The organism is Alteromonas sp. KUL49 (genome assembly GCF_006538345.1).
In the GTDB taxonomy this organism is placed as follows: Bacteria; Pseudomonadota; Gammaproteobacteria; order Enterobacterales; family Alteromonadaceae; genus Alteromonas.
In genome coordinates this window covers 279,500-292,320 of sequence record NZ_BJKL01000003.1, presented here as the reverse complement: position 1 = coordinate 292,320, position 12,821 = coordinate 279,500, and the positions used below count along the sequence as shown (strand labels likewise).

Sequence of the window (12,821 nt, the reverse complement as noted above, 5' to 3'; positions counted from 1 at the left end):
CAATTGCTCAAATACTTGAGTTAAAGATTAATTTTTTAGGTTATCTCTCAAGCTCACTGAGAATGCCGCATGTCTTGATTGTATTTTCGTTAGAACACTTTTGGGACATGTCTGCAAGTACGGTTTTAAGCTGTTGAAGCTCATCTATTTTGGCATCAACTTGCGCAATATGTTCTTCTATAAGCAGGTTTACGTTTGCACAACTCTGATTGGGTGAGTTTTTTTGCTCCAACAAGCGTTCGACTTCTTTCATTGATATATCCAGCGCGCGACACTGTTTAATAAAGATAAGTCTATCCGCGGCGGCTTTGTCATAAAGCCTATAATTTCCTTCGCTGCGCGACGGTTTATCGAGCAAACCTTTGCGTTCATAAAACCTGATCGTTTGAATGCTACACCCAGTTTGCTTTGCTAATTCACCTATTTGCATAATTTCACCCTTGCTCTTGACCCTATACTAAGTATAGACATTATAGTTTTACTCAGTCTAGATAACACGCTCTATCAGGAGACGAAAAATGAAATCATTTTTACTGTGGATTGGTTTTATCACGTTGGTTATTGCACTGACTCATGGCTTTATTACAGGGCAAAGTATCGTGCACAGCCTATTACTTCACCCCTTGGTGATACTTTTGAGCTTTGTGCTCATCGCTTTTGGTGTAGGTGGTTTGAATGTCGAAAGAAAGTCTGAGGAGTAATTCGCTTGAACCTATACCTGGTATAGACATTAAGATGGAAACATCAGAACGTTTTTTTGGAGATGCATATGAGTGGTTGTGGTTGTGAAGTCACTGTTAATGATGAATCACAGAAGCGTGTACTCTTTTGGCTTTTAGGGATAAATGCCTTTATGTTCGTCATTGAGTTAGGCGTTGGACTGATAGCTGATTCGACGGCACTTATTGCTGATTCAATGGATATGCTAGCCGATGCGATTGTGTATGGAATAGCACTCTATGCAATAGGCAAGTCCATCATTCACAAGGCCAATGCAGCAAAAGTAAGTGGCTATTTTCAATTGGCTTTAGGATTGCTCATTCTCATCGATATTGTCAGGCGCGGCATTTATGGCAGTGAACCCGTCTCTGTATTAATAATAATGATGGGCGGTCTGGCACTCATCGCCAATGTGATATGCCTTTTAATCATTCGCAATCATAGAAGTGATGAAGTGCATATGCGAGCCAGTTGGATATTTTCAGCCAACGACGTCATCGCTAATTTAGGCGTAATCTGCGCCGGTATACTTGTTATGATAACCGATACCCGTTGGCCGGATATTGCGGTTGGTTCAATTGTCGCCTGCGTGGTGCTGCGAGGAGCAAGATTGATCTTAACCGACGCTAATAATGAAATTCGTGAGGCACAAGCAATATGAAAATGAATACACAGTTCAAAAGAAAAATTACCCCTTTCATATATGAAAAATTAGCATCAGCAGAGCGTGCCCGTTTGCAAGGCGACTTAGAAACAGAATTCAAATATCTGGAGGATGCGCATGTGCTAGGTCAACAATCGACGTATTTTCATACCTTGGTGCATTGGCGTATGTTTGTATTTGGGTGGCGGCAGCGCTCAATTAAAGAAATGTTAGGTCAAACTTTGCGCCTTGTAGGGGCATTGACTAAAACTTTCTTGGGTCTTTTGCCAACTGGTAACACCGGCGGCAGTAACGTCAGTGCATTTAAGCCCATGTCGATATCAAAAGAGAACCAAGCGATATTGGATATAGTCAATCGTGCATAATCATCCACACCATCACCATGACGGTGATGAAGAGACCGCCTCAAAACGGATTGGTTGGGCATTTTTTCTCAATGTGATGTTCACCATCATCGAATTCATCGGTGGTTGGCTCACTAACAGCACGGCGATTATGGCAGATGCCGTCCATGATTTAGGTGATAGCTTGTCAATAGGCACCGCTTGGCTGCTTAACAAGTTAAGCCGGAAAGACGCTAATCAAACCTTTTCCTATGGGTACAAACGCTTTTCTTTGCTAGGGGCACTTATCAATGGGTTAGTGCTGACGGTGGGATCTGTATGGATTTTGTTTGAAGCCATTCCTCGTTTGTCTGCGCCTGAAATGCCGCAAGTAGAAGGGATGTTATTGTTAGCCATCTTTGGTGTTTTGGTAAACGGTTTCGCTGCTTTTAAACTTAGTAAAGGTAAGAGCCTCAACGAGCGTGTACTTAACTGGCACTTGTTAGAAGACGTGCTGGGCTGGGTCGCGGTATTGATCGTTTCCATTGTGCTGTTGTTCGTTAATTGGCCCATTCTTGATCCACTGCTGTCAATCGGTTTCACCATATTTATCCTGTTTAATGTAGTTAGAAATTTGAAAGAGACACTTTTATTGTTTTTACAAGCCACTCCCGATGACGCGCAGTTAGTTGAGATACGACAACGATTTACAGGGCATGATTCGGTTAGTGAAGTGCATCACCTCCATGTTTGGTCCCTCGATGGTGAACAACATGTGTTGACTGTTCATATCGTGCTGGTTGAAGGCATTGAGCTAAAAAATATCAAAAGTCTTAAGACCGACTTTTCCAACGTGTTGAGCAATTATGGTTTTGCGCATACCACTATAGAGTTTGAATTTGCGGATGAAAGATGCCGTGACGAAGTGATATAAGCGATGTATGATTAAAATTATGAAAACTATGACTCAGAAGCTGCACTGCGGCACTAAGCATCATATCAAACAGTGGACCACGCACCTTGGCTATGCGTTGGTTGCATTGTTGATTTGTCAGTCATTTTTATCAATGGGCAAAGCACTTGATTCACACGATGTCGCATCGTTAAGTCATAACGTTGAGCACCAACATGAACATACACATACTGAGCACACATACTTACACCAGGCTGAAACGGTTGCCAGTGATAAAGGGGATAACACACATAATCCTGCCGATTGTCATCATTGCGGTCACTGCCACGGCTCTCATGTGCAATGGCTGAGTCAAAGCGTGACTTCCGATGTTATCGAATTTAGCCAATTACACACTTTTCATTATCTAAGCAAAGTGCTCAACGCGCTGCCAGAAAGACTGCTACGCCCACCTAAAGTTTAATCCTTCATTTTTATTTTAGTCCGACGAAACCGCATCCGTTACGTCACTCAATGAAATTAATCTTGTTAGGATTTTTATGTATTTATTTAACTTGGGATATGCCCAACGAGCCCGAATGTGTGGGCACAATAAGCGTGTGCTTTTCGCCCTGACGATTGGCTTACTCTACTCGATAACAGTTTTGGCTGAAGAGAGCAAAATAACCAGTATTACTTTAGAAGATGCCGTCAAGCGCACATTGGCCTATAGCCCGCAAATAACATCTTTTGATTTTAAGACACTAGCGCTTGACGGTGAGGCACAATCAGCTGCACTCAATCCCGGATATACATTGGAGTTTGAGTTGGAAGATGTTTTAGGAACGGGTGAAGTCTCTGGGATTAAGGAAGCGGAGGCAACACTAACACTTTCATCTGTTATTGAGCTTGGCGATAAAGTGAATGCGCGATTAGCTACTGTCGATGCGAAACGAAGCTTAGTGGTAGCTGAGAAGCGAGCGGTAAGCTTAGGTATTTTAGGGGAGGTCAATCGGCGCTACATCAATGCCCTTACCGAGCAGGCTAATCTTACTCTGGCTCAACAAGGCCTCGAATTGGCGCAATATGCGTATCAAGCCGTAAAACAACGAGTTGAGGCAGGCGCAACTGCTGAGTTTGAACAACATCGTGCAGAAGCTGCGTTATCTCAAGCCCGCATGAATGTGTTACTGGTTGAAAAACGGATAATACAAGCAAACACTCACCTAGCGATTATGTGGGGAGATACGTCACCGTCGTTTTTGAATATTCAGGGCGATTTTTTTAGTACACCAGACACTCAAGCGCGAGAGCCCCTTCTACGAGTCGTGGCATCGAGTCCATTTTTAGATATCTACGCCGAGCGATCCCGTGTAGCGGAAACCAATTTACGCTTGATTCAGACCAACAATCAATTTGATGTCTCGTGGAGCGCGGGGATTCGTCGCATGCAAGGAATTGGCGAGACTGCTTTGGTTGCGGGTGTGAGCGTGCCTTTATTTCAAAAGAGCAGGAATATAGGTCAGTACGATACTCAAAAAGCTCAGCTAGACGAAATCGAACAACAGCGTTTAGCAGCTCGGCAGTCGCTGTTCAGTCAAATTAACATGCTTTTCTACGGAAGAGACCAAGCCATTCTCGAAACACAAACCCTTAAGCAAAGCATTATCCCGCCGCTTGAAAAGGCTTTAGAACAAGTGAAGCAAGCCTATGAAGACGGGCGTTTCAGCTATTTAGAATGGATGACCATCCAACAAGAATTGCTGAATAAACGTTATGCCTTAATTCAAGCGACGAGTCGCGTACATCTTAGAAATGCCGACATTGAATCACTGACGGGACAATCTGTTCAGCGTCTCTCGTCATCCACGTTTTCCCAATAAGCATGAGAAAGGCCATGACAATGAAATCAATATTATCAATGAAATTTTTAATGGTTCTATTTTTATGCTTCGCACTACTAGCTATAGACACCTTAGAACCCGCGTTAGCTTCACAGCAACACAGTCACAGCGAAGAGTCCGATCACGATCATGAAAACAAGGAGAGCTCTCAACATGAGCACAAGACTGAAGAGGAGAGTGTGATTGCAATGTCTGAAGCGATGGTGCAAGCGAATGGGATCATTACAAGCCAAGCCGAGGGCGGAATACTCCGTCAAACAACCAAGCTTTACGGCAGACTTGTTACCGACCCTGCTTCATTAAGTCATGTACGAGCACGCTTTGATGGCATGATCATAGAAGCCAATGTCAATATCGGTATGCGTGTTAAGAAAGGCAGCGTGCTTGCGACGATTGAATCAAATGAAAGCTTAAAGCGCTATAACATCACCGCACCCTTTGATGGCGAAGTGATTGCGAGACACGCAAATGTGGGAGAGCTTTCTAATGGACAAGTGCTTTTTTCCATTGCTAACTACGAACGTGTTTGGGCAGAGCTTGCGCTTTTCCCCAGTCAAATTAACACGATAAGGACAGGCCAAGACGTCACGCTTTCTTATGCTGACGCCACACAGCAATCTACCATAAGTCATATTACGGCAATTGCCGAAGATATGGCGCATTCTGCGGTGTTTGTTTCTATCGATAACGCTACTGAGCGGTGGCCTGTTGGCACGTTGGTGGAAGGACTTGTTACCACGTCCGAATTTAATGTTGACCTACGTGTGCCTCGCTCAGCATTGCAAAGCTTCGAAAATGAAACGGTTGTGTTTGTCAGGGAAGGAGGTGAATTCCATGCAAAGCCTGTCGAAGTCGGGCGTATGGATGAGGTCAATGTGGAAATCCTTAGCGGCATATCGCTTGGGGATATCATCGTCGTTGAAAATAGCTTTCTTTTGAAAGCCGATTTGCAAAAATCGGAGGCTGGCCATGATCATTAAACAAGGAAATCTGATTCCGCTATTTGGCAACGTCAAGCTTGGTGATTGGGAGACTTGTTTGTGATCAATTCAATACTCAAGCTATCAATAGAGCGACGGGGGATAATGATGCTCTTCGCCCTTTTTGTCGCTGCACTAGGGATTTATAGCTATCAAAAACTGCCCATTGACGCTGTACCCGATATCACTAATGTACAGGTTCAAATCAATGCGCAAGCTCCGGGCTATTCGCCATTGGAAACCGAGCAGCGTATCACCTTTGTAGTAGAAACTGCATTGGCCGGTATCCCCAATTTAGCCTACACCCGTTCCTTATCTCGCTATGGCTTGTCGCAAGTGACTGTAGTGTTTGAGGAGGGAACTGACTTGTATTTTGCGCGCGCGCTGATCAATGAGCGGTTGGGCGTGATAAAAAGCCAGTTACCGCAAGGGGTAGAGCCAGAAATGGGGCCCATTGCAACCGGGCTTGGTGAGATTTACATGTATACCTTGCGTGCCGAGCAGGGGGCCGCCCAACAGGATGGTGAACCTTATGACTCGATGGCGCTGCGTGAGCTTCATGATTGGGTAGTCAAACCACAGCTGGCACTTGTAAACGGCGTAACAGAAGTCAACGCGATCGGTGGCTATACAAAGCAATATCACATAAACCCCGCCCCTCAAAAGTTACTTCAGTTTGGCGTGTCAATACAGCAACTCATTGAGGCAGTTGAGCGAAACAACGCCAATCAAGGGGCAGGCTTTATCGAACGCGATGGACAACAAATATTGGTTCGTTCACAGGGACAAGTTGCCAATATCGATGACATCGAACAGATAGTGGTGTCTACACTTGATACCGTGCCAGTCAAAGTAAAAGACATCGCGAAAGTTGCGATTGGAAAAGAGCTTAGAACGGGGGCGGCGACACGGGAAGGTAAAGAAACCGTTATCGGTACTGCAATGATGCTTGTAGGTGAGAACTCACGCGAAGTCGCCATTGCTGTGGGCAAAAAGCTTAAGCAAATCCAACCAAGCCTACCCGAAGGCGTATTGCTCGAAACCGTCTACGACCGCACAACGCTGGTCGATAAAGCCATCGCGACGGTACAAAAAAACCTAGTTGAAGGGGCATTGCTCGTTATTGTCGTGTTATTTGTTTTGCTGGGAAATATTAGGGCTGCGCTTATCACTGCAGCTGTTATTCCTCTAGCAATGCTGGCTACCATCACCGGCATGGTGCAAAGCGGTGTGTCAGCCAATTTAATGAGCCTGGGCGCGCTGGATTTTGGACTTATTGTGGATGGTGCCGTCATTATTGTTGAAAACTGTATCCGACGATTATCAGAGGCGCAAAAGAGAAAAGCAGATGTTTTGACTCTAAAGATGAGGCTCAAATTGGTGTTTGAGGCCACCAACGAAGTTATACGACCGAGCCTTTTTGGCGTGCTTATTATCACCATTGTGTATGTGCCGCTTTTCACACTTACCGGCGTAGAAGGAAAAATGTTCCATCCGATGGCGGCTACAGTGATCATGGCCTTATTGGCTGCGATGGTGTTTTGCTTTACCTTGGTGCCTGCGGCCGTTGCCTTATTTATGAAAGGCAAGGTCAGTGAAAAAGAAAGTCTTATCATCGTTGGCGCCAAAAACGTATATCGCCCAATTTTACACTTTGCGCTTAAAATGCGTTGGGCGGTGGTGATTGTAGCAAGCGTTTTGGTGGCGACATCGCTATGGATTGGCACAAAGCTCGGCACTGAATTTGTGCCTCAGCTTAATGAAGGCGATATTGCACTGCACGCAATGCGTATACCTGGGACAGGCATCGAACAGGCAATAAGTATGCAAAAGTTGCTTGAAGACACTGTTATGGAATTTAAAGAAGTCAAAACGGTATTTTCGAAAACCGGCACCGCAGAGGTTGCTACTGATGCTATGCCGCCTAATGTGACAGATGGATTTGTGATCCTTAAACCGCAGAATGAATGGCCCGACCCGCGCTTATCAAAACAGGCTTTGGTAGAAAAGTTAGAGGCGCGCTTGCAAACCTTACCAGGCAACAACTACGAATTTACTCAACCCATTCAAATGCGTTTTAACGAGCTTATTAGTGGGGTAAGAGCAGATCTAGGTATCAAATTGTTTGGCGATGATTTGGATACACTGTATTCATCAGCAAGCGACATTTTGCAAGTTATTAATCGCATTGATGGCGTTGCCGATGCGCGAATTGAGCAAGTTGACGCTGTGCCTATTTTTACCGTTGACCCCAAACCCATTCAACTCGCGCGCTATGGATTAGATACCGCTGATTTACAGCAGTGGTTAAATACAGCAATCGGCGGCCAATCTGCCGGTCTAGTGTATGAAGGAGATAGACGTTTTGAAATAGCCATCCGTTTTGGAGATGACATTCGAAATAATTTAGAGAGTCTAAAAGATATCCCACTGGTTACACCGTCGGGCGACTTTGTACCTTTGAGAGAAGTCGCGACCTTGCAATACGTCGACGCGCCCAGTCAAATAAGTCGTGAAAATGGCAAGCGACGCATTGTCATAACCGCAAACGTTCGAGAGCGAGATTTGGGGTCGTTCGTCGCGGAGGCGAAAGAGGCGATTACCCAACAGGTATCTCTGCCGAGCGGCTATTGGTTGGAATATGGCGGCACGTTTGAGCAGCTTGAAAGTGCTAGCCAGCGATTAATGATTGTCGTACCAGCAACGCTTTTTGTGATAATCACCTTGCTGGTCATCGCGTTTGGATCTCTCAAGGATGCACTTATCATTTTTACTGGTGTACCGCTTGCGTTAACGGGAGGCGTATTATCGCTATGGCTTCGAGACATGCCACTGTCTATTTCGGCTGCGGTAGGCTTTATCGCGTTGTCTGGCATAGCAGTATTGAATGGCTTGGTTATGTTATCGTTTATTAAGCAGCGTTTGGCAGAGACAGGTGATCTTTTAGTCAGTATTACCGACGGAGCGTTGACTCGTTTAAGGCCGGTATTAATGACAGCTTTGGTGGCTAGTTTAGGCTTTGTGCCTATGGCATTTAATGTGGGCATAGGAGCAGAAGTACAAAGACCACTGGCAACAGTCGTGATAGGGGGGATTATTTCATCCACGCTGTTAACACTGATCGTTTTGCCTGTCCTTTTTCGTTAGTCCAAGGTGTAAAAAACAGATAGGTTTACTGCTTTATGAGGAGAGGGAGATAATCCCTCTTTTTTGTAAGCTATGCAAAGCGGTAGGATAATTTAACTGAGTGAGTGATGTATGGAATGGAAAGTCTTTTTAACTATATTTGTATCAGTGTTTATCGCTGAGCTTGGAGATAAAACGCAGTTGGCAACCATGTTGTTCGCTACGGACAAAGACGTTAGCAAATATACGGTGTTTTTTGCAGCATCTGCAGCACTAGTTGTGGCAAGTGCACTTGGTGTTTTGGCTGGAGCGCTGATAAGTGATTACATAAACGAGAAATATCTACACTACGCTGCAGGAGCAGGGTTTATCGCTATTGGAGTATACACGGTAGCCAATGCTTAAAACTGGATAGCTAGGAATCAGTAACCAACAACCTTATGTCTAATACGGTTCAGTATTAGACATAGTGGGCTAAGCGTATTATAGTGGTGCACACTAAAGAATCATGTAATCAGCTGTGGCCACCAAAAAACCAACGCCTTTATTTCCTACCTATATCGAACTGACCGAGCATGAGTCGGCAGACTATCCACAATTAACAAAGTTTCTTGAACAGTCACCAGAATGGGTATTGCAACACTGGGGTTGGGCCAAAGACTACTTGTTATACATTGGCCGAAACAAATCTCAGCATACCTATACACGTTTCAGAAACGATATCGAAAAGTTTCTACTGTGGGTGTTTCTAGTCGACAAACAACCGGTTGATGATTTACGAAAAGCTGACATTTTACGCTATATCGACTTTTGCGTGGCGCCACCGGTTAATTGGATCGGCACCCAATTGCATGACCGGTTTTCGCTAGAGAATGGTTACTTTGCTTCAAACCCTAAGTGGACGCCATTTAGACAAACACCCCCGAAGTACGACAAAGAACGTGTGCCAGATCCCAAAAAATACAAGCCATCTCTACAAACGCTCGAGTCGACTTTCGTGGCATTAAACTCTTTCTACCGGCATTTGATTGATGAAGAAATCTGTTTTGGTAATCCCATACCGTTAGCAAAACGAGACTGTAAACACTTAATAAAAGACAGCCAGGTAAAAACAATCAGTCGTTTAACCGAACAACAATGGCAATACCTATTAGATACTGCAGTTGAAATGGCTGAGGAGGACCCGCTACTGGAGCGCAACTTATTTATTGTGGCGACAATGAAAACGTTATTTCTGAGGCTTTCTGAGCTGTCAGAACGTCAGGATTGGACTCCCATGATGAGTCACTTTTGGACAGATGAGGATAATAACTGGTGGTTTAAGGCTTATGGCAAAGGAAAAAAGATCCGCGATATTACTGTGCCATCAGGTTATTTGCCTTTCCTTAAACGTTACCGAGAATGGCGAGGTCTTTCACCTTTACCGTCTAAAGGTGAACAAACTATCTTGGTTGAAAAAATACGTGGTCGAGGTGGCTTAACCAGTAGGCAGATTTCTAGACTCATTCAGCAGGTGTTTGATGCCGCCTTTACCAAGATGAAAGCTAAGCATGGCCTTAATGCCGCGCAAAAACTAAATGAAGCCACGACACACTATCTCAGACACACTGGAGCAAGTATGGAAATTGAAAGAAATCGTCCATTGAAGGACCTTTCGGAAGACTTAGGGCATTCAAGTAGTGCAACAACAGACACTGTTTACGTGCAAGTTGAGCGGAAACGACGAGCTTCAACTGGTAAAGACCGAAAAGTGGATTAGTCGACTTACTTTTATCATTGTTGGCATATCTTTAGGAATCATGCACTGATGATGATTATATCGTAAATCGTATCCTTTGCGGTGTGGCAACATTTACATGATAAATGGCGTAAATAATTCTCATTTGCTATGCGTTATTTGAGGGTTTTGTTTAAGAAAAGCCTCTTATGGTGTTTGGTGATGTTGTAGATAAAGCAGGTACTGCTTTTGATGTCTATTGGAACAGTGATCTAGCGACGCCAATTGAATGGATTGCGAAGGAATCCATTCGTTATTCTGATTCTTTGTCGCAAAAAGTTTTCAATCAACAGCAGCTTGTAAATGCATTTACTTCAGAACGTTACAACTTCAAAGCATCAACATTGTACAACGATCTAGTTAACGACGAACTCAGTCTTTTCTGGGGAAACGCCTCATTGTATTACGATGAGCCAAACAAGGTCATTCATAACGAAAGCCAATTAGTGACAGATGTGAGAGATATTCTTTCCAGTGCAAACGAATCAGTCATTATTATTTCGCCATATTTTGTTCCAACGCAACATGGCACTGAAGCACTGATAAGTGCCATTGAGCGAGGCATCGAGGTAACGGTTGTTACCAATAGTTTGGCATCGAACGATGTTTTTGCAGTGCACGGCTGGTACGCGAAATATCGTGAAGCGTTATTACATGGTGATGTTGAGCTATGGGAAACTAAGGCAACCAATAATGACGAATCAAACGATAACTGGAGCCTCACAGGTTCAAGCAAGTCGAGCTTGCATGCAAAGATCATCATAGTAGATGACAATCGTTTTTTTAACTGGCTCAATAAATATGGATCCTAGGTCTGGAAATTTAAATACTGAGATGGGCATTCTATTCGAGCAAAATGAATACGTAGGGAAAACACTTGAGCAGTTACCAATTTATTTAGCGCAGAATGCTTATAAACTCGAGCTACAGAATGGAAAGCTTCAATGGACAGACTTGGCATCAGGCAAAAGCTTTAGTTCAGAACCTGAAGCTTCTTTATCGCAACGATTAGGCGCATGGTTGTCTAGAATTTTGCCTGTAGAGAAATTACTTTAAAAACCCGTTCAAATTTGATGACGCTACGTGAATGAAACAGTAGTTAGACCTTGCGAAAGCAATTTCATGCACGTAGCGCACGATTTGGAAATACCGTTTTTGGGGATGTGAAGTAATATGTATCACAAAGGGAAAATAGCAGTTTGGAAAAATTACAGAAGCTGACATCGAACCGCCCTCATCTCTTTTAATACTTAATTTCTCATAATGCATATTATGTTAAATAAGATATTTAATCATTCAACCTATTAGCGCACTGGCAAATGTATTCCAGTGCTGGAATTAAACATAGTAACTCTGGAATTAGAAAGCTTGGTCCATATGCTCTATAGCTAAGCTTCCCTGCTTTATCAGATTTAAAACCAAATTAATGTAAAAACGCATCTCGATTCGTTGTAACTTATTGGCTTTGAACGTTCGCTAACATTCTTCTCATATCTTCTTTAATCTCTTGGTCCGGCTCAAGTCTACTTGTTGTTTCTAAAACTCGAAGTATTTCATCAGAAGTATGTTGGATTCCCCAATCTTCAATCGCCCTTATTGCCATTACTCTGTTTCTGATGACTGGGCTTTGGAGCCCTGTTTCGATTAAGCGGGTTCCATGGCCGGGAAATTTACCAAGGTCCTGTAAAATAGTGTCTAAAATTTGGTGATACTTATATTTTTCACCTAATCCCATCTCATTTGCTGGACCTGTTGAGATTGTAAGCAAAGGAATGGTTTTTTCAGCAAGCTCTATGATACTACTTATATCTTTGTCAGTGACCAACTGCATTACATCGAACCACAGCATAGTGTCTTCTGGATTTGCATTTATTCTTTTTGATATGGTTGGCCAAAGATCTATATCTAAATATCTGGCAGCACGCTTAATCTCCCAAAACTGTTGGTTGTCGTTTGTACTAAGTCCCTTTGTAACTGTTGTTTTCCACGAGCTATCGTCAGTTATCCCTTTGGCTCTTTCTAAAACAATGTGACGTTTTTCGGGCGTCCAGCCGTTTTCAGCTAGTTTTTCCCATTCCAGTTCATCGTCTTCTAGATAGTCTTCGATAGCTTTTAGAATGTTGAAGTGTACTATTTTTAACTGCCCAGCTTTAACCAAATGTGAAATATATAAATCAATAACTATTGCTGCATCTTTGTAGTCACTTAGATCTTCTGCTGGGCCGCCATTCAATAATGCTTCGATTATGTCTCCAGCGGAATCAAGCATAGCTCCACTGACTTTGTCAGCTTGCAATGCCTCTTTGAACCCCCCAGAAACAGCCGCTGTATAGGCTAAATATTCGTACATGATATTGTTTTGATAACCTTCAAGTAATAACCATTCCTTTATTTCTTTATCTTCGGTATTACTTAACCTTTCTACGATATGAATT

The 12,821-nt window shown here is 43.4% G+C and carries 14 protein-coding genes; 12 read left to right on the top strand and 2 right to left on the bottom strand.

What is annotated here, in order from left to right:
* Positions 1-40: 40 nt before the first annotated feature.
* On the bottom strand, positions 41-430 hold the full coding sequence (gene cadR / locus EYS00_RS07020) for a Cd(II)/Pb(II)-responsive transcriptional regulator (protein ID WP_130635848.1): 390 nt from the start codon (positions 428-430) through the stop codon (positions 41-43).
* An 88-nt stretch (positions 431-518) separates the two neighbouring features.
* On the opposite strand from cadR, the gene EYS00_RS07015 reads away from it, so the two are divergent.
* The 12 genes from EYS00_RS07015 (at position 519) to EYS00_RS06960 (ending at position 11,442) form a co-directional block, all read left to right on the top strand.
* On the top strand, positions 519-701 hold the full coding sequence (locus tag EYS00_RS07015) for a hypothetical protein (RefSeq protein WP_130635847.1): 183 nt from the start codon (positions 519-521) through the stop codon (positions 699-701).
* A 68-nt stretch (positions 702-769) separates the two neighbouring features.
* Entirely contained in the window at positions 770-1,381 is a 612-nt protein-coding gene (locus EYS00_RS07010) for a cation transporter (RefSeq protein ID WP_130635846.1), read from the top strand.
* Positions 1,378-1,749, top strand: coding sequence for a DUF3703 domain-containing protein (locus EYS00_RS07005; RefSeq protein ID WP_242618678.1), 372 nt, complete (start codon positions 1,378-1,380; stop codon positions 1,747-1,749). Before EYS00_RS07010 ends, EYS00_RS07005 begins: the two co-directional genes overlap by 4 nt.
* The gene (locus EYS00_RS07000) at positions 1,742-2,641 is read left to right on the top strand and encodes a cation diffusion facilitator family transporter (protein ID WP_130635845.1); all 900 of its coding nucleotides are present in this window, start codon (positions 1,742-1,744) and stop codon (positions 2,639-2,641) included. Before EYS00_RS07005 ends, EYS00_RS07000 begins: the two co-directional genes overlap by 8 nt.
* Positions 2,642-2,660: 19 nt before the next feature.
* Entirely contained in the window at positions 2,661-3,083 is a 423-nt protein-coding gene (locus EYS00_RS06995) for a hypothetical protein (protein ID WP_130635844.1), read from the top strand.
* 76 nt (positions 3,084-3,159) lie between these two features.
* Positions 3,160-4,482: a TolC family protein gene (locus tag EYS00_RS06990; RefSeq protein WP_130635843.1), complete on the top strand. Its 1,323-nt coding sequence runs from the start codon at positions 3,160-3,162 to the stop codon at positions 4,480-4,482.
* Between the two features lie 20 nt (positions 4,483-4,502).
* The gene (locus EYS00_RS06985) at positions 4,503-5,483 is read left to right on the top strand and encodes an efflux RND transporter periplasmic adaptor subunit (RefSeq protein ID WP_242618677.1); all 981 of its coding nucleotides are present in this window, start codon (positions 4,503-4,505) and stop codon (positions 5,481-5,483) included.
* A gap of 60 nt (positions 5,484-5,543) precedes the next feature.
* On the top strand, positions 5,544-8,630 hold the full coding sequence (locus EYS00_RS06980; RefSeq protein WP_130635842.1) for an efflux RND transporter permease subunit: 3,087 nt from the start codon (positions 5,544-5,546) through the stop codon (positions 8,628-8,630).
* Positions 8,631-8,741: 111 nt separating this feature from the next.
* Positions 8,742-9,014, top strand: coding sequence for a TMEM165/GDT1 family protein (locus EYS00_RS06975; RefSeq protein ID WP_130635841.1), 273 nt, complete (start codon positions 8,742-8,744; stop codon positions 9,012-9,014).
* 115 nt (positions 9,015-9,129) lie between these two features.
* The gene (locus tag EYS00_RS06970; RefSeq protein ID WP_130635840.1) at positions 9,130-10,368 is read left to right on the top strand and encodes a site-specific integrase; all 1,239 of its coding nucleotides are present in this window, start codon (positions 9,130-9,132) and stop codon (positions 10,366-10,368) included.
* Positions 10,369-10,535: 167 nt separating this feature from the next.
* Positions 10,536-11,198 carry a phospholipase D-like domain-containing protein gene (locus tag EYS00_RS06965; RefSeq protein ID WP_130635839.1) on the top strand — a complete coding sequence of 221 codons (663 nt, stop codon included), beginning with the start codon at positions 10,536-10,538 and terminating at the stop codon, positions 11,196-11,198.
* On the top strand, positions 11,188-11,442 hold the full coding sequence (locus tag EYS00_RS06960) for a hypothetical protein (RefSeq protein ID WP_130635838.1): 255 nt from the start codon (positions 11,188-11,190) through the stop codon (positions 11,440-11,442). Before EYS00_RS06965 ends, EYS00_RS06960 begins: the two co-directional genes overlap by 11 nt.
* Positions 11,443-11,842: 400 nt before the next feature.
* On the opposite strand, the gene EYS00_RS06955 is transcribed toward EYS00_RS06960, so the two are convergent.
* A complete protein-coding gene (locus EYS00_RS06955) occupies positions 11,843-12,736 on the bottom strand; it encodes a hypothetical protein (protein ID WP_130635837.1) in 894 nt (297 codons plus the stop codon).
* Positions 12,737-12,821: the final 85 nt, after the last annotated feature.